Origin of the sequence: Kitasatospora sp. NPDC093806 (genome assembly GCF_040683335.1) — a bacterium.
Lineage (GTDB): Bacteria > Actinomycetota > Actinomycetes > Streptomycetales > Streptomycetaceae > Kitasatospora.
Genome location: NZ_JBFBDO010000004.1, coordinates 31,632 through 49,746, shown reverse-complemented (window position 1 = coordinate 49,746; position 18,115 = coordinate 31,632). Strand labels below are relative to the sequence as shown.

19 protein-coding genes are annotated in these 18,115 nt (G+C 74.8%); 16 read left to right on the top strand and 3 right to left on the bottom strand.

Annotation, left to right across the window (positions count from 1 at the left end; genetic code table 11):
• Nucleotides 1-18 precede the first annotated feature (18 nt).
• Nucleotides 19-888: an SDR family oxidoreductase gene (locus AB0N76_RS04715; protein ID WP_363553145.1), complete on the bottom strand. Its 870-nt coding sequence runs from the start codon at nt 886-888 to the stop codon at nt 19-21.
• Nucleotides 885-1,892, bottom strand: coding sequence for an amidohydrolase family protein (locus tag AB0N76_RS04710; protein WP_363553143.1), 1,008 nt, complete (start codon nt 1,890-1,892; stop codon nt 885-887). Before AB0N76_RS04710 ends, AB0N76_RS04715 begins: the two co-directional genes overlap by 4 nt.
• Nucleotides 1,893-2,247: 355 nt before the next feature.
• Between AB0N76_RS04710 and AB0N76_RS04705 the strand changes: the two genes are divergently transcribed.
• From AB0N76_RS04705 to AB0N76_RS04645, 13 genes are all read left to right on the top strand, one after another.
• Nucleotides 2,248-2,703 carry a hypothetical protein gene (locus AB0N76_RS04705; protein WP_363553141.1) on the top strand — a complete coding sequence of 152 codons (456 nt, stop codon included), beginning with the start codon at nt 2,248-2,250 and terminating at the stop codon, nt 2,701-2,703.
• A 61-nt stretch (nt 2,704-2,764) separates the two neighbouring features.
• Nucleotides 2,765-3,214 carry an ester cyclase gene (locus AB0N76_RS04700; RefSeq protein WP_363553139.1) on the top strand — a complete coding sequence of 150 codons (450 nt, stop codon included), beginning with the start codon at nt 2,765-2,767 and terminating at the stop codon, nt 3,212-3,214.
• A gap of 70 nt (nt 3,215-3,284) precedes the next feature.
• Nucleotides 3,285-3,614, top strand: a complete 330-nt coding sequence (locus AB0N76_RS04695) for a TcmI family type II polyketide cyclase (RefSeq protein ID WP_363553137.1) — start codon at nt 3,285-3,287, stop codon at nt 3,612-3,614.
• A gap of 51 nt (nt 3,615-3,665) precedes the next feature.
• Nucleotides 3,666-3,935 (top strand): acyl carrier protein, encoded by a 270-nt coding sequence (locus tag AB0N76_RS04690; RefSeq protein ID WP_363553135.1) that lies wholly within the window; start codon nt 3,666-3,668, stop codon nt 3,933-3,935.
• 3 nt (nt 3,936-3,938) lie between these two features.
• Entirely contained in the window at nt 3,939-4,442 is a 504-nt protein-coding gene (locus AB0N76_RS04685) for an SRPBCC family protein (protein ID WP_363553133.1), read from the top strand.
• Between the two features lie 5 nt (nt 4,443-4,447).
• Nucleotides 4,448-4,879: a cupin domain-containing protein gene (locus AB0N76_RS04680; protein ID WP_363553131.1), complete on the top strand. Its 432-nt coding sequence runs from the start codon at nt 4,448-4,450 to the stop codon at nt 4,877-4,879.
• Nucleotides 4,876-6,192: a beta-ketoacyl-[acyl-carrier-protein] synthase family protein gene (locus tag AB0N76_RS04675; protein WP_363553129.1), complete on the top strand. Its 1,317-nt coding sequence runs from the start codon at nt 4,876-4,878 to the stop codon at nt 6,190-6,192. The genes AB0N76_RS04680 and AB0N76_RS04675 overlap by 4 nt, the downstream gene beginning before the upstream one ends.
• The gene (locus AB0N76_RS04670; protein WP_363553127.1) at nt 6,189-7,424 is read left to right on the top strand and encodes a beta-ketoacyl synthase N-terminal-like domain-containing protein; all 1,236 of its coding nucleotides are present in this window, start codon (nt 6,189-6,191) and stop codon (nt 7,422-7,424) included. The genes AB0N76_RS04675 and AB0N76_RS04670 overlap by 4 nt, the downstream gene beginning before the upstream one ends.
• A 56-nt stretch (nt 7,425-7,480) precedes the next feature.
• Nucleotides 7,481-7,846 (top strand): antibiotic biosynthesis monooxygenase family protein, encoded by a 366-nt coding sequence (locus AB0N76_RS04665; protein ID WP_363553125.1) that lies wholly within the window; start codon nt 7,481-7,483, stop codon nt 7,844-7,846.
• A 4-nt stretch (nt 7,847-7,850) separates the two neighbouring features.
• Complete coding sequence (locus AB0N76_RS04660; protein WP_363553123.1) at nt 7,851-9,278, top strand: tryptophan 7-halogenase; 1,428 nt, start codon at nt 7,851-7,853, stop codon at nt 9,276-9,278.
• Nucleotides 9,279-9,339: 61 nt separating this feature from the next.
• The gene (locus tag AB0N76_RS04655; protein ID WP_363553121.1) at nt 9,340-9,738 is read left to right on the top strand and encodes a nuclear transport factor 2 family protein; all 399 of its coding nucleotides are present in this window, start codon (nt 9,340-9,342) and stop codon (nt 9,736-9,738) included.
• 32 nt (nt 9,739-9,770) lie between these two features.
• Nucleotides 9,771-10,949 carry a hypothetical protein gene (locus AB0N76_RS04650; protein ID WP_363553119.1) on the top strand — a complete coding sequence of 393 codons (1,179 nt, stop codon included), beginning with the start codon at nt 9,771-9,773 and terminating at the stop codon, nt 10,947-10,949.
• Nucleotides 10,950-11,118: 169 nt separating this feature from the next.
• Complete coding sequence (locus tag AB0N76_RS04645) at nt 11,119-12,168, top strand: ArsR family transcriptional regulator (RefSeq protein ID WP_363553117.1); 1,050 nt, start codon at nt 11,119-11,121, stop codon at nt 12,166-12,168.
• Between the two features lie 79 nt (nt 12,169-12,247).
• On the opposite strand, the gene AB0N76_RS04640 is transcribed toward AB0N76_RS04645, so the two are convergent.
• Nucleotides 12,248-13,120, bottom strand: coding sequence for an SDR family oxidoreductase (locus tag AB0N76_RS04640; protein WP_363553115.1), 873 nt, complete (start codon nt 13,118-13,120; stop codon nt 12,248-12,250).
• Nucleotides 13,121-13,256: 136 nt separating this feature from the next.
• Here AB0N76_RS04640 and AB0N76_RS04635 point away from each other — a divergent pair, with 136 nt between their 5' ends.
• The 3 genes from AB0N76_RS04635 to AB0N76_RS04625 all read left to right on the top strand — a co-directional run bounded on the left by AB0N76_RS04635 (nt 13,257) and on the right by AB0N76_RS04625 (nt 18,076).
• A complete protein-coding gene (locus tag AB0N76_RS04635) occupies nt 13,257-14,876 on the top strand; it encodes an MDR family MFS transporter (protein WP_363553113.1) in 1,620 nt (539 codons plus the stop codon).
• A gap of 484 nt (nt 14,877-15,360) precedes the next feature.
• On the top strand, nt 15,361-16,242 hold the full coding sequence (locus AB0N76_RS04630; protein ID WP_363553111.1) for an NAD(P)-dependent oxidoreductase: 882 nt from the start codon (nt 15,361-15,363) through the stop codon (nt 16,240-16,242).
• A gap of 208 nt (nt 16,243-16,450) precedes the next feature.
• Nucleotides 16,451-18,076 (top strand): PQQ-binding-like beta-propeller repeat protein, encoded by a 1,626-nt coding sequence (locus AB0N76_RS04625; RefSeq protein ID WP_363553109.1) that lies wholly within the window; start codon nt 16,451-16,453, stop codon nt 18,074-18,076.
• The last annotated feature ends 39 nt before the right edge of the window (nt 18,077-18,115 follow it).

Below are 18,115 nucleotides of genomic sequence, written 5' to 3'. Positions count from 1 at the left end.
GGGCCTGGCGGGGGCGGATCACTGGCTGGCGGTGACGCCGCCGTCCACGTACAGCACCTGGCCGGTGATGAAGCCGGCCCGCGGCGAGGCGAGGAAGGCGACCGCGTCGGCGACCTCGTGCAGTTCGGCGGTGCGGCCCAGCGGGATCCGGCCGAGCACCGTCCGCATGAACTCGGGGTTGCGCGCGCTCTCCTGGACGAAGTCGGTGCGCACGAAGCCGGGGGCGACCGCGTTCACCGCGACCCCGTGCCGGCCCCACTCGGCGGCCAGCTGCCGGACCAGCAGGTCCAGGCCGGCCTTGCTGGCGCCGTACGCGCTGAAGCCGCGCCGGGCGCCGAACCGGCCGCGGACGGAGGAGAGGTGGACGATCCGGCCGCCGTCGCCGGCCGCGATCATGACCCGGCCGACCGACTGGGAGAGCCAGAAGGCGCCCAGCAGGTTGGTGTCCACCACGGTGCGCCAGTCCTGTGCGGAGATGGCCTCGGCGGGGACGGTGACCAGCGCGCTGGCGCAGTTGACCAGGATGTCGACGCCGCCCCAGTCGGCGGCCACGGCGGCCACCAGCCGGTCCACGTCGGCGCGGTCGGCGACGTCCACGGCGTGCGGGGCGACCGTGCCGCCCCGGGCGGCCAGCGGGGCCAGGCGGTCGGCGGTCTCCTCGGCCCGCTTCAGCGAGCGGCCGGCGACGGCCACCCGGGCACCCCGGGCGGCCAGGTCGGCGGCGACGGCGGCGCCGATGCTGCCGTAGCCGCCGACCAGCAGGACCCGGCGGCCGGTGAACTCCTCCTCGGCGGCGATCCGTTCGGGGGCGGGCCGGGGCGCGCCGGGACCGGGTGGCCCCGGCGGGCGGGTCGGGTCGGGTGGTTCGCTCGGTGCGGCTGCCGTCATGGCAGCACCTCCCTGTCGCGCATCGGTGGGGTGGGTCGGTCGGTGCCCGCGGGCAGGCCGAACAGCTCGGCGGCGTTGCCGTGCCGGATCCGGGCCAGCGCGGCGGGGTCCAGGCCGAGCCCGTCGAGCCGGGCCAGCGAGGCGTCCAGCGGCGCGCTCATCGGCGGGGAGTCGGTGCCGAACAGGACGTTCCCGGGCCCGAAGGCGTCGACGGCGGCGGCGATCGCGCGCAGGCTCGGGGTCGCGGTGTCGACGTACACCCGGCTCAGCACCCCGGCCAACGGGGCGGGGGGAGTCGCGGTGGGTCCGCCCGCCGGGCCGCCGCCCGGCCGTCCGAAGCCGGGGGGCATCCGCCGGGCCAGCTCCAGCCGTTCCAGCAGCAGCGGCAGTCCGCCGCCGCAGACCGGTGCGACGATCCGCAGGTCCGGGTACTTCTCCAGCCACCCGGCGAACAGCACCGCCGCCGTGCCCAGGGTGACGTCGCAGGGGCGGGCGATCTGCTCGACCAGCCGCAGGTCGCGCAGTTCCCCGGCCCCGGCCGGTTCGGCCGGCGGGTGCAGCAGCACCGGGGCGCGGTGCCGGGCGGCCAGGGCGAAGAAGGAGTCGGCCTGCGGCACGTCCAGGAACCGTCCGGCGACGCTGGAGTTGACCATCAGGCCGACGAACTCGGGCTGGGCCAACCGCTCGTCCGCGGCGGCGAGTTCGGCGTCGGAGCCGAGCGGGTTGGCGTAGACGTAGCCGCGCAGCGCGGCGGGCCTGGCCCGGACCTGTTCGCCGAGCCAGTCGTGGAAGCGTTCGAGGGCGTCCGCCGGCTGGCGGTAGTTGTCCAGCCCGGGGGTGCGGACCATGGTGCCCGCGCCGACCGGGCTGCCGACCAGGGACGTGGTGATCCCGGCCGCGGCCTTGAGTTCGACCATGCCGTCGACGTCGGCGAGGCTCGGCGGCATGGGGAAGCGGCGGAAGAGTTCGGGTGACGTGATGTGGCCGTGCACATCGATCGTCATCGGCTCGGCACCTCCAGGGGGAAGGCGAGTGCGGGGGACGGGCCTGTGAGTGAGTGCCCGCTCGCACCGTAGGGCGCGGCCGGCGCGCGCGTCAACACGCCGGTGCGGACCGGTGGTTGGCGCAAGGAGCGAGCCGAGGGGCGGCCCCGGGACGGTGTCGAGGGACACGTCGGGGAACCCGCCCGGGCGGGCCGGGACACGGTCCGTGCGCACCGGGGCGACGTCCCAGTCCGGTGGAGACGGATGCCTCCTGACACCGGGACCCCCGGCGGCAAGGATGTGGCGGCACCCCCGACCCGGTTCGCCGCACCGTCGGCGGACGTCCCGTGATCTCCGATCGATTCGAGGAATCGACGTGAAGGACAACGCGAACGTCTGGCTGGTGACGTCCTCCAGCGTTCAGCTCGGCACGCTGTGGATCATGAAGACCTCGATCCTGCCGATGCTGAACTCGCTGCCCTACGACCGGTACGTCAACACCTGCCAGCTCATCGACATGCACGTGTTCCACCCGATCGCCTTCTGGAACGGCCTCGCCACCGTCGCCGTCGGCACCACCAAGGCGGTCCGCGCCGAGAACCGGACGGCCAAGGCGCTGTACGCGGCCGGCACCGTCGGGATGGCCACCGTCGCGGTCGCTTCCGAGGGCTTCAACCGCCCGATCTGGCGCCAGATCGAGCGCTGGAGCCCGCACCGGGACAGCGACGCCGCGTGGCGCGGCAAGCGCCGTCGCTGGCACCTGGCGCACGAGACCCGGACCCTCGGCGCGATCGGCGCCGCCGCCTGCTTCGCCGTCGCCGCCCTGCTCTGACCCGTCGCCGCACCGCCCCGACCGCCCCGATCGCCCCGACCGCCCCGACCCAGGGAGTGTCATGACCTCGTCCACCGAGAGCGCGGTGGAGGCCAACAAGGCCCTCATCCGCGAGCTGACCGAACGGGCCTTCAACGACGGCGACCTCGCCGCCATCGGTGACCGCTTCGCCGAGGACTACGTGGTGCACGCCCCCGGCCTGCCCCCGCTGCCGCCCGGACCGGACTCCTTCCGGCAGGCCGTGCTGCTCTGGCGGAACGCCTTCCCGGACGTCCACGTGACCGTCGAGGACGTGGCCGGCGACGGCGACCGGGTCTACGCCCGGTTCACCACCCGCGGCACCCACCAGGGGCCGCTGTTCGACATCCCGCCGACCGGCCGCCCGGTCACCGTGCACGAGATGTCCTGCCACCGGGTCGTCGACGGCCGGGTCGTCGAGTCGTGGATCGGCGACAACGTGCCCCGGATCCTGCTCGACATCGGCGCGATCCAGCCCGTCGGCCACCCCTGAGGACCGCCTGGCGCCCGCAGCCCGAGCCGTCCGCAGCCCTGAGCCGTCCGCCCCCGAGGGGAGTTCCCGCATGCACCGCTCACTGATCATCGCCCGGATGGTGCCCGGCACGGAGGCCGAGGTCGCCCGCGTCTTCGGCGAGTCCGACGCGACCGAACTGCCGCGCATCGCCGGCGTCACCCACCGCTCGCTGTACCTGCTCGGCGACACCTACGTCCACCTGCTGGAGACCGACGATCCCGGCCCGGCGGCCGTCGAGGCCGCCCGCCGGCACCCGGAGTTCGCCCGGGTCAGCGAACGGCTCACCCCGTTCATCACCCCCCACCTGCCCACCTGGCGGTCGCCGCAGGACGCGGTCGCCCGGTGCTTCTACACCTGGGAGCCCGACCGCCGGCCGTAGGGCGGGTCCTCCCAGGAAGAGTCCCCACCGGAGAGAACGAGAGGCGGCACCATGACCGACCACCAGGCCGGCGGGACGACCAGCGTCGTCACCGCGGCGGAGATCGAGAACGTGCTCATCACCAGCGCCGGCGCGGCGCCGGACGTCTTCGAGGGTTCCCGGCACGTCCCCCTGGCGGACCTCGGCCTCGACTCGCTGGCCGTGCTGGAGCTGGAGGCGGTGATCGCCGACCGCTACGGCCTCAAGGTCCCGGACGGCGCGGTGGCCCTCAGCGTCGACGAGATCGTCGCCGGGCTGCGCGGCGCCGGGGCGGTGGGCTGAGCGATGGCCGGGCACACCGAGAACAGCGTCGTCATCCAGGCCCCGCTCAAGCTGGTCTGGGACGTCACCAACGACGTCGCCGGCTGGCCGGAGCTGTTCACCGAGTACGCGAGCGCCGAGATCGTCGAGCGGCGCGGCGAGACCGTCCGGTTCCGGCTCACCATGCACCCGGACGAGGAGGGCCGGGTCTGGAGCTGGGTCAGCGACCGGACCGTCAACGCCGCCGACCGCACCGTGCACGCCCACCGGGTCGAGACCGGCCCGTTCGCCTACATGCAGATCTTCTGGCGGTACGAGGAACTGCCCGGCGGCGGCACCCGGATGACCTGGATCCAGGACTTCGCGATGAAGCCCACCGCCCCCGTCGACGACCGGGGCATGACCGACCGCCTCAACACCAACTCGCCCGTGCAGCTGGAGATCATCCGGCGCCGGGTCGAAGCCCTCGCCACCGGTCCCGCCACCCCCGCTGCCGCCGCCGTCCCCGCCTCCGCCGAGAAGGAGTGAGCGCCATGGCCGTCAGGAACATCCGTGTCATCGCCGTCGACGACGTCCCCGCCAACCGCAAGCGCGGCGGCGAGACCCGCGCGGTGCTGTCCCCCGGCACGGTCGGCTCGACCTCCGGCTTCATGGGGGTGGCCCGGCTCCAGCCGGGCGAGCGGATCAGCGAGCACTACCACCCGTACAGCGAGGAGTTCCTGCTGCTCGTCCGCGGCGCGCTGACCCTCGACCTGGACGACAAGCCGTTCGAACTCGCCGCCGGCCAGGGCCTGGTGATCCCCCGGGAGGTCCGGCACCGGCTGCGCAACACCGGCTCCGAGGAGGCCTTCGCGGTCTTCCACCTCGGCCCGCTGGCGCCGTCCCCCGAACTCGGGCACGTCGACACCGAGGACGGCCCGGGCACCCGCGCCGACGAGGGCCACATCGTGCGGGGGGAGCGGTGACCGCGCCCCCGGCCGCCGGCGCCCGCCGGGTGGTGGTCACCGGGATCGGAGTGGTGGCGCCCGGCGGCACCACCCGGGAGACCTTCTGGGGCCTCATCACCTCGGGCCGCACCGCGACCCGCCGGATCACCGCCTTCGACCCGTCGGCGTTCCGCTCGCAGATCGCCGCCGAGGCCGACTTCGACGGCGCGGCCGCCGGGCTCACCCCGCTGGAGCTGCGCCGGGCCGACCGCTACGTGCAGTTCGCGCTGGCCGCCTCCCGGGAGGCGGTCCGGGACGCCGGCCTGGCGCTGGACGAGCGCACCCGGGAGGCCACCGGCGTGGTGCTCGGCTCGGCGGTCGGCGGCACCATCGTGCTGGAGGACGAGTTCGTGGTGGCCAGCGACTCCGGCCGGAACTGGCTGGTCGACCCGGACGTCACCGGCCCGTTCCTCTACCAGGGCCTGGTCCCCAGCAGTCTGGCCGCCGACGTGGCGGTCCGGCACGGGGCGCACGGCCCGGCGGTGGTCGTCTCCACCGGCTGCACCTCCGGCATCGACGCCATCGGCCACGCCTACCAGCTGCTGGTGGACGGCGAGGCCGAGGTGATGATCACCGGCGCCTCGGACTCGCCGATCTCCCCGGTCACCGTCGCCTCCTTCGACGCGATCAAGGCCACCACCCCGGACAACGACGACCCGGAGCACGCCTCCCGGCCGTTCGACCGGGACCGGCACGGCTTCGTGCTCGGCGAGGGCTGCGCGGTGCTGGTCCTGGAGGAGCTGACGCACGCCCGCCGGCGCGGTGCCCGGATCTACTGCGAGGTGGTCGGCTACGCCAACCGCGGCAACGCCTTCCACATGACCGGACTGCGCCCGGACGGCCTGGAGATGTCCGAGGCGATCACCGACACCCTGCGCCAGGCCCGGCTCGACCCCGAGGACATCGGCTACATCAGCGCCCACGGCTCCGGGACCAGGCAGAACGACCGGCACGAGACCGGCGCCTTCAAGCGCTCGCTCGGCGCGGCCGCGTACCGGGTGCCGATCAGCTCGATCAAGTCGATGGTCGGCCACTCGCTGGGCGCGATCGGCGCGATCGAGATGGCCGCCTGCGCGCTGGCCGTCGAACGCGGGGTCGTCCCGCCGACCGCCAACTGGCGCAACCGGGACCCGGAGTGCGACCTCGACTACACCCCCAACACCGCCCGCGAGGTCCGGGTGGACGCGGCGCTCTCGGTCGGCAGCGGCTTCGGCGGCTTCCAGTCCGCGATGCTCTTCGCCCGGTTCGGCAGCGCCCGGCTCGGAACCGGCCGACTGGGGAGGGACCGGTGAGCGGGCGGCGGGCGGTCGTCACCGGCCTCGGCGTGGTCGCGCCGAGCGGCACCGGCAGCGAGGCGCACTGGAAGACGGTCTGCGGCGGCGAGAGCCGGATCGGCCCGATCACCCTGTTCGACGCCGCCCCGTACGAGACCGGGCTGGCCGGCGAGGTCGCCGACTTCGACGTCAGCCGGTACGTCGGGCGCCGGCTCCAGGTGCAGACCGACCGGTGGACCCACCTCGCCTACGCGGCCGCCGAGCTGGCCTTCGGCGAGGCCGCCCTCGACCCGGCCGAGGTCGAGCCGTACAAGCTGTCGGTGGCGCTGGCCAGCTCCTCCGGCGGCAACCAGTTCGGCCAGCGCGAACTCCAGCGGCTCTGGCAGCCGGACACCTCGCGGACCGTCGGCGCCTACCAGTCGATCGCCTGGTTCTACGCGGCGACCGTCGGCCAGCTGGCCATCCGGCACCAGGCCAAGGGCCCGTCCAGCGTCCTCGTCTCGGAGGGCGCCGGCGGCCTGGACTCGCTGGCGCACGCCGCCCGGCTGATCCGCCGGGGCGTGGACGTGGTGCTGGCCGGCGGCACCGAGGCGCCGCTCGGCCCGTACGCGCTCGCCTGCCAGCAGCGCAGCGGCCGGCTGCACACCGGCGACGACCCGGCCACCGCCTACCTGCCGTTCGACCGGCGGGCGGCCGGCTACGTGCCGGGCGAGGGCGGGGTGGTCTTCGTGGTCGAGGAGCTCGGCCACGCGCTCGCCCGCGGCGCCCGGATCCGGGCCGAGATCTCCGGCTGGGCCGCCACCCAGGACGCCGTCGCCACCACCCGGACCGGCGCCGGCTCGGTCCGCCAGTACGCCCGCGCGCTCGGCACCGCGATCGAACGGGCCGGCCTCACCCCCGACGAGGTCGACGTGACGTTCCCGGACGCGCTGGGCGTCCCCGCCTACGACCGCACCGAGGCCGAGGCGCTGCGCGCGGTGTTCGGCCCGGCCGGCCCGGCCGCCGTCACCACCCAGAAGCCGCTGACCGGCCGGCTCTACCAGGGCGGCAGCGCGCTGGACGCGGCCACCGCGGTGCTCGCGATGGACTATGGCCTGATCCCGCCCTCGGCGGGCCCGGCGCGGCCGGCGGACGGCTGCGACCTGGCCTTCGTCCGCGAGGAGCGGGCGGCCGCGGTGCGCGCCGCGCTGATCGGCGCCCGCGGCTTCGACGGCTTCAACAGCGCCGTCCTGCTGCGCGCGTACTCCTGAACCCCCGCCCGCTCACCGCCCGACCGAGTACCCACCCGACCCGGAAGGAGACCGCCATGCCGGTCGACGAGGGCGCGGCGCAGGGCCGCGTGCTCTTCCTGATCACCGTCGAGGAGGCGCGCCGCGAGGACTTCCTCGCGGCCTACCAGCAGATCCGCCACCAGGTCGCCGAGGGCGTCCCCGGCCACCTGCGGGACCAGGTCTGCCAGTCCGCCACCGACCCGGAGCAGTGGCTGATCACCAGCGAGTGGCGCTCGCTGGACGACTTCACCGCCTGGGAGCGGACCGCCGGGCACCGCGACCTGGTCCGCCCGCTGCGCGCCTGCTTCCGCGACGCCACCTCCATCCGCTTCCACATCAAGGCCGAGACCTCGCGGGACACCCCGCGGGCCGGCCTCGCCACTCCTACCACCGCGGGGTGAGGGCATGACCCGGACACTGATCGTCGGCGGCAGCGTCGCCGGCCTGGCCGCCGCGCTGGCCTTCGCCGAGCTCGGGCACGACGTCACCGTGCTGGAGCGCGACACCGCCGAGGCGCCGGACACCGTCGACCTGGCGCACCGCGACTGGCAGCGGCCGACCGTGCCGCAGCTGCACCAGTCGCACGCCTTCGGCTCGCTCGGCACCAACCTGCTGCGCGACCGGCTGCCCGCCGTCCACCAGGCGCTGGTCACGGCGGGCGCGCGGGAGATCGAGCTGGGCCGGGCGATGCCGCCCACCCTGGCCGACCGGACCCCGCACCCCGCCGACGCGGAACTGCGGATGCTCGGCAGCCGCCGCTCCACCTTCGAACTGATCCTCCGTCAGGAGGCCCTGCGCCGACCGGGGATCGCGTTCCGCCGGGGCGAGACGGTGCGCGGCCTGACCGTCGCCGAACGCGGCCCGGCCCGGGTGACCGGCGTCGTCACCAAGGACGGCCGCACCCTGGCGGCGGACCTGGTGATCGACGCGAGCGGCCGCCGCTCGCAGGGCCACGAGTGGCTGCGCGAACACGGCCTGGCCGAGCCCGAACAGGTCGCGCACGGCGCCGACATCACCTACTACACCCGCTACTACCGCGCCCTGAGCCCCCGCCCGGCCGGCCCGCTCAACCGCGGCTTCGGCGCCGGCGGGCTCTGGGACCACTACACCGGCGTCCTGTTCCTCGGCGACAACGAGACCTTCACCCTCTCCTTCGGCGTGCTGCCGGACGACACCGAGCTGAAGGCGCTGCGGGTCGAGGAGGCGTTCACCGCGGCGGCCCGGATCACCCCGCTGCTCGCCCCCTGGGTGTCGCCCGAGGCCGCCGAGCCGATCTCGCCGGTGTACCCGATGGGCGGCCTGGACAACTCGCTGCGGCTGTACGGGCCGGACGTCCAGCCGGTGCCCGGCTTCCTGCCGGTCGCCGACGCCGTCTGCACCACCAACCCGGCGTACGGGCGCGGCGTCTCGCTCGCCCTCGCGCACGTGCTCGGCCTGGCCGACCTGGTGCGCGAGCACCCGGAGCCGGACGCCGAGCAGGCCGCGCTGGCGGCCGGCCTGGCCGGGCGGACCTTCCGCCCCTGGTTCGAGGACGCCGTCCGCAACGACGCCGGCCGGGCCCGGCTCTGGCGGGCCACCGTGGCCGGGCGGCAACTGCCGCCGCTGCCGCCGGACGTCATCACCTTCGGCACCGTCGCCGAGGCGGCCGCCACCGACGAGGTGGTCTGGCGCCGGCTGGTCCGCAGCATGATGTCGCTCGACCACCCGGCCGGGGTCTACGAGGACGAGGAGATCCGGCTGCGGGTCAAGCAGGCCGCGGCCGCCGCGCCCCCGCCGTTCCCCGGGCCGTCCCGGAGCACCCTGGTCGACGTCGTCCGCCGCGCCGCCGGCTGACCCGCCCCCTGCACCGACGCACCGTCCCCACCCCTTCGCGCCCTACCCAGGAGGAGAGTTCATGAAGGTCGTCGACCATCCCAACGCCCGGCTCATGGAGGCGGTCTACGCCGCGTTCACCGTGGGCGACGTCCAGAAGGCGGCCGGCTACTGGACCGAGGACTGCGTGCACCACTACCCGGGCACCAGCGAGCTGTCCGGCTCGCACGAGGGCATCGAGTCCGCGCTGGCCTTCGCCGGCCGGATGTTCGAGCTCTGCCAGGGCCGCATCACGATGGAGATCCAGGAGATCGGCGCGAGCGACACGCTCGCCTTCGCCACCGTCCGCACCAGCTACGAGCGCGCGGACCGCAGCCTGGAGATGCCGTTCGTCAACGTGGCGCGCATCCGGGACGGCCTGATCGCCGAGTTCTGGACCTTCCCCGAGGACCAGTACGCCGTGGACCGGTTCTGGGCCTGACCGCCCCCGACGATCGAGGAGGTTGCAGCACCATGGCAGGAATCATCAGCAGTTGGGGCGACAACAGCAACGGCCAGCTCGGCGACGGCGGCACCGTCGACCGGTCCACCGCGCAGGAGGTCAAGGACCTGGAGGGGGTCGTCCGGGTGGTGGCCGGCTGCGGCCAGGCCTTCGCGCTGACAGCCGACGGCGAGCTCTGGGGCTTCGGCCGCAACGCCTTCGGGCAGGTCGGCGACGGCACGACCGAGAACCGGGCGACCCCGGTCCGGGTCGCCGGCCTGCCCGGCCGGGTCCGCTCGGCCGGCGCGGGCGGCGGGCACAGCGCCGCGCTGCTGGACGACGGCACCGTCTGGGCCTGGGGCGCTGGCTTCTTCTGCGCGCTGGGCGAGGAGAACTACGGCGTCCACCCCGTCCCGTTCCGGATCGAGGGCCTGGAGGACGTGGTCGAGCTGTCGGTCGGCGGCGCGCACAACCTGGCGCTCAAGGCCGACGGCACGGTCTGGTCCTGGGGCCGCGACGACCGGGGCCAGCTGGGCGACGGCCCGGGCTCGACCCGCCCGGGCCGGATCGTCCGCACCTACATGGGCATCTCCTTCGACTGCCGGCCGCGCCCGGCCGTGGTCGAGGGCCTGGAACCGGCCGTCCGGCTGAGCGCCGGCGGCGGGCACAGCATGGTCGTGCACGCCGACGGCTCCGCCTCGGTCTGGGGCTTCAACGACCGCGGCCAGCTGGGCGACGGCAGCACCACCGACCGCTTCGCCCCGCAGAAGCTGACCGGCCTCGGCCCGGTCACCCAGCTGGCCGGCGCCTACCACCACACGGTGGCGCTGCTGGCCGACGGCACCGTCGCCGCCTGGGGCCTGAACGACGGCGGCCAGCTCGGCGACGGCACCGTGGTCGACCGCGCGGTGCCGGGCCCGGTGCCCGGCCTGACCGGCGTCAAGGCGGTGTCGGCCAGCGGCGGCGGCACCGACGCGGCGCCGGGGGACGGCGGCCACGCGCTGGCGCTGCTGGCCGACGGCTCGGTGTACGGCTGGGGCTGGAACAACTGGGGCCAGCTGGCGGCCGGCCGGGTCCAGCTGGTCCCGGCCCCGGCCCGGATCGCGCTGGCCGGTCCGGCGGTGGGGATCGCCGCCGGGGGCGAGGTCCCGCCGACCAACAAGTTCATGGCCGCGCCGGGCGGCGGCTTCTCCTTCGCGCTGCTGGGCTGAGTCCGCCCCGCCGGGCCGAGGAGCCGTCCCCCGACGGGCCCCGGCCCGGCCACCGCCCGACCGCCGGGCGGCCCCGGTCCGTCCGGGGCCGTCCGCCCACCACCGCTGACCGCTCGGGCCGCGGGCGCCGTCCGCCCCCGGCCCGACCCCGCAGGGAGGCCCCACCCCCATGACCGCCGTTCCCCAGACCGCCCCTGCCTCGGCCGGCGCGGTGTTCCTCTCCGAATTGATGTTCCCGTCCACCCCGCGCTGCCTCGCCCTGGCCGCCGAGTTCCGGATCGCCGAGCTGCTGGCCGACGGCCCGCTGCCGGCCGGCGACCTCGCCGAACGCGCCGGGGTGGCGGCCGGCCCGCTCGCCAAGGTGCTCGCGCTGCTCGCCGAGGACGGCGTCTTCGCGGAGGTCGAACCCGGCGTGTTCGCCAACACCGGGCTCTCCGAACTGCTCCGCCCCGGCGTGCCCGGCTCGATGGACGCGATGGCCCGGATGGTCGGCGCCGACTGGCTCTGGTCCTCCTGGGGCGCGCTGGACCACAGCCTGGCGACCGGGAAGCCGGGCTTCGAGAAGGTCCACGGCACCGCGCTCTGGCCCTGGCTGCAACGCAACCCGGCCGCGGCCGCCACCTTCAACCAGGCGATGACCGACTTCACCGACGCGCTCGCCGAGGCCCTGGTCGCCGCCTACCCCGAGTTCGCCGAGGCCGGCACGGTCTGCGACCTCGGCGGCGGCCAGGGCACCTACCTGGCCGCGATCCTGCGCCGGTACCCCGCCCTCGGGCGCGGCGTGCTGGCCGACCTGCCGGGCGTGATCGAGCAGGCCCGCGCCCACCCCGAGGTCGCCGGACTGGCCGGGCAGGGCCGGCTGGAGTTCGCCCCGGTGGACTTCTTCGCCGGCGTCCCGGCCGGGATCGGCAGTTACGTCACCAAGCAGGTCTGGCACTCCTGGCCGGACGAGGCGCTGGTCCGGCTGCTGCGCCGGTGCCGGGAGGCCTCGCCGGCCGCCCGCTTCGTCGCGGCCGAACTGGTGCACCGGGCGGGGGTGCCGCGGTTCGTGAAGAACTTCGACCTGGTCATGCTGGTCACCATGAGCGGCGAGGTCCGCACCGAGGAGCGGTTCGCCGAGGTCTTCCGGCGCGGCGGCTACCGACTGAACCGGGTGGTGGCCACCGGGACGGCCTTCTCGCTGCTGGAGGCCGTCCCGGACCCCGACCCGCTGGACTGAGCCCGCCGGCCCGGGGGATTCCGGGGCGGCGGGGGAGGGGGCCCGGATCCGGGGTGGATCCGGGCCCCCTCCCCGGAGTTCAGCCCGCGTCCGGCCGACCCGCGTCCGGCCGACCCGCGTCCGGCCGACCCGCGTCCGGCCGACCCGCAGCCGGCCGCCCGCCGCCGGGCGGCTGCATCGCCCCGGCCGAGACGCCGGCCGTCATGCCGCCCTCCATGCCGAACAGCGAGCCGGTGACGAAGCTCGCCGCGTCGCCGGCCAGGAAGACCACCGCATCGGCGACCTCCTCCTCGGTCGCGATCCGCCCCAGCGCGGTGCCCTGCCCGGCCCGCTCCAGCGCGCCCGGGTGGGCGCCGACCCGCTGCCGGAACTCCTCGGTGTCCACCGGCCCGGTGATCAGCGCGTTGACCCGGATGCCGGCCGGGCCGGCCTCCAGCGCGGTGGCCCGGGTCAGGCCGACCACCCCGTGCTTGGCCGCGGTGTACGCGCCCAGGCCGAAGGCGGTGCCCTGGACCCCGGCGGTGGAGGCGTTGTTGATGATGCTGCCGCCGCCGCTCACCCGCATCGCGGCGATCTCGTGCTTGAGCGCGAAGTAGGTGCCGGTGAGGTTGACGGCGATCACCGCGGCGAAGTCCTCCGCCGGGACGCGGTCCAGCGGGCCGTAAGCCCCGCCGCCGCCCGCGTTGTTGAAGGCGATGTCGAGCCGGCCGTGTCGCTCGACCGTGGTCGCCACCAGTCGGGCGACGTCCTCCTCGACGGTGACATCGGCGGCGATGAACTCCGCCCGTCCGCCTCCTCCCCTGATCCTGTCCACCACGGCCCGGCCCAGCTCGGAGCGGCGGCCGGAGACCACCACGTGAGCTCCGGCGGCGGCGAGGGCGGCCGCGGTGGCGGCCCCCATGCCCGAGGTGGAGCCGGTGACGAGCGCAGTCTTTCCCTGGAGTCTGCTCATCGCGTACTGCCCTTCCGGGCGGCCGCGACCGCCCTGACCATGGCTCTTGACGGCTTATTTTGATTGTATAGTCTATACGAATTCACGCTCGGAGCAAGGACTCCGGGCCGGCGGACGCCTCCTCAAGGAGTACCCAATGAGCGCCCCGTACGCTGCACCCGCCCCGGACGTACCACGCAGAACCTTCCTGACGATCTTCGCCGCCCTGGTCCTCGCGATGTTCCTGGCGGCCCTCGACCAGACGATCGTGGCGACCGCCCTGCCGACCATCGCCGGTGACCTCGGCGGCGTGACCCACCTCTCCTGGGTGGTCACCGCGTACATGCTCGCCGCCACCGCCGCCACGCCGCTCTGGGGCAAACTGGGCGACCTCTACGGCCGCAAGACGATGTTCCAGGCGGCCATCACGGTGTTCCTGCTCGGTTCGGCGCTCTCCGGACTCTCCGCCGACATCGGCCAGTTGATCGGGTTCCGGACCCTCCAGGGGCTCGGCGCGGGCGGGCTGATGGCGCTGGCCATGGCGCTCATCGCGGAGCTCGTCCCGCCGCGCGAGCGCGGCAAGTGGCAGGGCTACGCGCAGTCCTGCTTCGTGCTCGCCGGCGTGGTCGGCCCGCTGGTCGGCGGCGCGTTCGTCGACCACCTGTCCTGGCCGTGGATCTTCTACATCAACCTGCCGATCGGCGTGGTCGCGCTGCTGGTGATCACCTCGGTGCTGAAGCTGCCGGTCGCCCGGCAGAAGCACCGGCTGGACTACCTCGGTTCGGCGCTGCTCAGCGGCGGCATCGTCGCGGTGCTGCTGGTCTCGGTCTGGGGCGGCGACCAGTACGCCTGGGGCTCGGCGCAGATCGTCGGGCTGCTGGCGCTCGCGGCGGTGCTGCTGGTCGCGTTCGTGCTCCAGGAGCGGCGGGCGGCCGAACCGGTCGTCCCGCTGGAGCTGTTCAAGGACCCGGTCGTGCTGGTGGCCACCCTCGGCCTCTTCCTCTCCTCGATCTCGCTGTTCGTGGCGACCGTCTACACCCCGCTCTTCCTCCAGGTCGCCAACGGCGACACCGCCACCGAGTCCGGTCTGCTGCTGGTCCCGATGATGCTCGCCACCGTGGTCAGCCTGACCGTCTCCGGCAAGGTGGTCGCGGCGACCGGCCGGTACAAGCTGTTCCCGATCGCGGGGCTGCTGGTGATGGCGGGCGGCCTCTACCTGATGTCCACGCTCGACGCCGACTCCTCGCAGCTCTCGGCCGGTGCCTTCCTGGCCGTCTTCGGCATCGGCTTCGGCCTGGTCACCCAGGTCCTCATCGTGGCGGTGCAGAACTCCGTCGAGATGCGGCAGTTGGGCGTGGCGACGGCGGCCGCCAACTTCTTCCGCTCGCTCGGCGGCGCGATGGGCGTGACCGTCTTCGGCGCCGTCCTCAACTCCCAGCTGCGGGACTGGCTGCCGAGGAAGGTGCCGGCCGACGCCCTGCAGCGGCTCGGCACCGACGGCGTGCTGACCGCCCCGGCCAAGGTCCGGGCGCTGCCCGCACCGGTGCGCGACGGGGTGGCCGACGCGCTGGCCCACTCGCTGCACGTGGTCTACCTGACCGGCATGGTCGTCGCGCTGCTCGGCGCCCTGGTGGTGGTGTTCCTCCAGGAGCGTCCGATGCGGGCGCCGATGGGCGCGCCCGGCGGCCGGGGCCCCGGCGGCCCCGGGGGGCCGGGCCAGAGCCCGGGCCCCCAGGGCGGTCCGACCGGCGGGCGTCCGGAGGCCGCGGCGGGCTGACCGCGGCCGGATGGACCCTCCTCCCCCGCCGTCCTCACCCCCGGCGGCGGGGGAGGGGGCCCTCAAGGACAGTGAGTTGACGATGCGTCAGCGATGCGAACGGCTTGAACCGGGCGCCCGGAGCCGGTGCGGAGTGAGTGTTCACCCGCTAGGCTGGACGGGTGATCGGCACCCCGGCCGCGGTGGGGCGGGGTGTCCGGCACGGCCCACCCCGCCGCACTCCGGGCGCCGGGCACCCCGGCGCGACCAGCCCACCAGGAAGCGGGTCGACTCCATGGCCGACATGCCAGCCACGCCCGACGCCCCGAACGCCTCGAACTCCCCGAACGCGCCGGGCATACCCGCCGGCCGACAGCCGCGCGTCCCCCGGGACCTCCCGCCCGTCCCCGCCCCTACCCCTACCCCTACCCCTACCCCTACCCCTGCCCCCGCTCCTGCCCCCGTCGCCACCGGGCCCGGCGCCCCGTCGGCGATCCGGATCGGTGTGATCGGCCTTGGCGTGATGGGCGGCGGAATGGCCGCCCGGCTGCTCGACCGGGGCCACCGGGTCGTGGTCCACAACCGCACCCCCGAACGCGCCGTCCCGTTCGCCGCCCGCGGCGCCGAGGTCGCCCCGACCCCGGCCGCGCTCGCCGCCCGGGTGGACGTGGTGCTGCTCAGCCTCGCCTCCGAAGCCGCCGTCGAGGAGCAGCTGTTCGGCCCGGACGGCGCACTGGAGGCGCTGCCCGCACACGGCATCGTGATGGACACCAGCACCGTCTCCCCGGACTTCGCCCGGTCGGTGGCCGCCCGGGTGGCCGACCACGGCCGCGGCGCCGTCGACGCCTGCGTCATCGGCAACGGGCAGCACGCCCGGGACGGCGAACTCCGGTTCATGGTCGGCGGATCCGCCGACACCTTCGGCCGCCTCGGCGCCGTCCTGGAGTCGCTGGCCAAGGAGGTCCGCCACCTCGGCCCGAACGGTCTCGGCGCCACCGCCAAGGTGATGCTCAACGTGCTGATGGGCGTGGAGATGCAGGTGCTCGCCGAGTCGGTGACGCTGGCCCAGCGGGCCGGCATCGACCGCGAGCTCGCGCTCCGGATGATCGGCGAGAGCGGCTTCAGCTCGCCGGTGATGCGGTTCAAGGCCGCGGTGATGCAGCGCCGGGCCTACGGCGACCCGCAGTTCCGGCTCGACCTGATGCGCAAGGACCTCCGGCTGGCCACCGCGGAGGCCGGCCGGCTCGGCGTCGCCACCCCCGTCTGCGACGCCACCCACGCGGCGCTGATCGCCGCCGCCGAGGCCGGCCTCGGCGAGCTGGACTGCGCGGCCGTGCTCTCCCACGCCGAAGCCACCGCCGGCCTGGTGGCTCCGAACCACTCGTGAACCATTCACCCTCACCGAGGAGTTGATCCACGTGTCACCGTACAGACGCAGGGCCCGCCTTCACACTCCCGTCGTCCGCCCGGAGGGCAGGCTGGGCGGCGTTGGGGTGCGTGCATCGCAAGGCGGAGGAGGGAGCCACTGCGGAGCATTGGTGACCGACGACAACGCGGCGAGGTGCGTGCCCCGGCGTCGCCCAGCAGGCGGGAGTGTGAAGACGGGCCCTGGGGCGGTCCGCTTCGGCACCGCGCTGGTGGCGCTGCTGACCGCCCTCGTGCTGCTCGCCGCGACCAACGGCGCCGGTGCCCAGGACGCCGAGGCCCGCCCCAAGGCCGGCGACTGGAGCAGCTGGCAGTACGACGCGGCCGGCAGCCGGTCCAACGACGAGGAGAGCCGGATCACCCCGGCCTCAGTCGGCGGACTCGGCCTCGCCTGGGCCTTCGGCCACCCCAAGGTGCCCGGCGTCTACCTGGGCAGCCAGCCCGCCGTGGTGGACGGCACCCTCTACGCCGGCGGCGCCGAGGGCACCTTCCAGGCGCTGGACGCGAAGACCGGCGCGGCCCGCTGGACCTTCGACCTCGCCCCGGTGGCCGGCGCCCACTCCGTCGCCGCCCCCGACCCGGTCCGCAGCGGCCCGGCCGTCCAGGGCAACACCGTCTACTTCGGCGACAACCGCGGCTACCTGTACGCGCTGGACCGCCGCACCGGCGCGCTGCGCTGGTCGCTGCGGCTCGACCAGCACCCGCTGGCCCAGATCACCGGCTCGCCGCTGGTCCACGACGGCCTGGTGTACGTCGGGGTGTCCAGTCGGGAGTCCGGCGCCACCTTCAATCTGAGCTACCCGTGCTGCACCTTCCGCGGCTCGGTGGTCGCCGTCGACGCCGAGACCGGTGCCCTGGCCTGGCGGTACTGGACCACCCCCGAGCCGCAGCGGGTCGGCAGCTGGCCGAACGGCGCCGACCGCTCCGAGCCCTCCGGGGTAGCCGTCTGGAGCTCCCCGGTGCTCGACCGGGAGAGCGGCACCCTCTACGTCGGCACCGGCCAGAACTACACCGGGGCGGCGGGTGACACCGACTCCGTGCTCGCCCTGAACGCCCGTACGGGTGAACTCCGCTGGCGCTCCCAGGAGGCCTTCCCGGACACCTTCACGGTCGCCTGCAACATCCCCGGCGCCGACGCCTACTGCCCGAGCAAGGCCGACGGCACCGACCACGACTGGGACTTCGGCGCCAGTGCCAACGTGTTCTCCATCGGCCACCGCCGGGTGGTCGGCATCGGCCAGAAGAACGGCGTCTACCACGTCTACGACGCGCTGACCGGCGCCAAGGTCTGGGACCGTGCCCTGGTCGCCGACCCGCACACGCAGGGCGGCAGTTCGGGCATCGAGTGGGGCACCTCCTACGACGGCACCCGGCTCTACGCCGCCACCTGGTTCGCCGGTCCCGGCACCCTGTCCGCGCTCGACCCGGCCACCGGCGCCGTCCTCTGGCAGACCGAGAGCCCGGCCGACGGCTGCCAGTGGGGCGGCTCGGCCGGCTACCCGCAGCTCTGCCAGCGCGCTTTCACCCCCGCCGTGACCACCAGCCCCGGCCTGGTCTGGGAGGGCAGTACCGACGGCAAGCTGCGGGCCTTCTCGGCGAGTACCGGCGCCGTGCTCTGGCAGTACGACGCGGTCCGCGACTACACCACGGTCAACGGCGTGCCCGCGCACGGCACGGCGATCTCCGGCGGCGGCGGCGCGGTGGTCGCCGACGGCATGGTCTACGTCCAGGCCGCCTACTACCCGCAGTACCCGAGCGACGCGGGCGGCGCCCTGCTCGCCTTTTCCCTACCGTAGGAACGCTGGCACAGCGAAGGTCAACTCACGGCCGGCGGC

Bases quoted from the DNA above. Each gene is read 5' to 3' on its own strand.
- AB0N76_RS04715 (WP_363553145.1), bottom strand. From the start codon at position 888: ATGACGGCAGCCGCACCGAGCGAACCACCCGACCCGACCCGCCCGCCG.
- AB0N76_RS04710 (WP_363553143.1), bottom strand. From the start codon at position 1,892: ATGACGATCGATGTGCACGGCCACATCACGTCACCCGAACTCTTCCGC.
- AB0N76_RS04700 (WP_363553139.1), top strand. From the start codon at position 2,765: ATGACCTCGTCCACCGAGAGCGCGGTGGAGGCCAACAAGGCCCTCATC.
- AB0N76_RS04695 (WP_363553137.1), top strand. From the start codon at position 3,285: ATGCACCGCTCACTGATCATCGCCCGGATGGTGCCCGGCACGGAGGCC.
- AB0N76_RS04690 (WP_363553135.1), top strand. From the start codon at position 3,666: ATGACCGACCACCAGGCCGGCGGGACGACCAGCGTCGTCACCGCGGCG.
- AB0N76_RS04685 (WP_363553133.1), top strand. From the start codon at position 3,939: ATGGCCGGGCACACCGAGAACAGCGTCGTCATCCAGGCCCCGCTCAAG.
- AB0N76_RS04680 (WP_363553131.1), top strand. From the start codon at position 4,448: ATGGCCGTCAGGAACATCCGTGTCATCGCCGTCGACGACGTCCCCGCC.
- AB0N76_RS04665 (WP_363553125.1), top strand. From the start codon at position 7,481: ATGCCGGTCGACGAGGGCGCGGCGCAGGGCCGCGTGCTCTTCCTGATC.
- AB0N76_RS04660 (WP_363553123.1), top strand. From the start codon at position 7,851: ATGACCCGGACACTGATCGTCGGCGGCAGCGTCGCCGGCCTGGCCGCC.
- AB0N76_RS04655 (WP_363553121.1), top strand. From the start codon at position 9,340: ATGAAGGTCGTCGACCATCCCAACGCCCGGCTCATGGAGGCGGTCTAC.
- AB0N76_RS04650 (WP_363553119.1), top strand. From the start codon at position 9,771: ATGGCAGGAATCATCAGCAGTTGGGGCGACAACAGCAACGGCCAGCTC.
- AB0N76_RS04645 (WP_363553117.1), top strand. From the start codon at position 11,119: ATGACCGCCGTTCCCCAGACCGCCCCTGCCTCGGCCGGCGCGGTGTTC.
- AB0N76_RS04640 (WP_363553115.1), bottom strand. From the start codon at position 13,120: ATGAGCAGACTCCAGGGAAAGACTGCGCTCGTCACCGGCTCCACCTCG.
- AB0N76_RS04635 (WP_363553113.1), top strand. From the start codon at position 13,257: ATGAGCGCCCCGTACGCTGCACCCGCCCCGGACGTACCACGCAGAACC.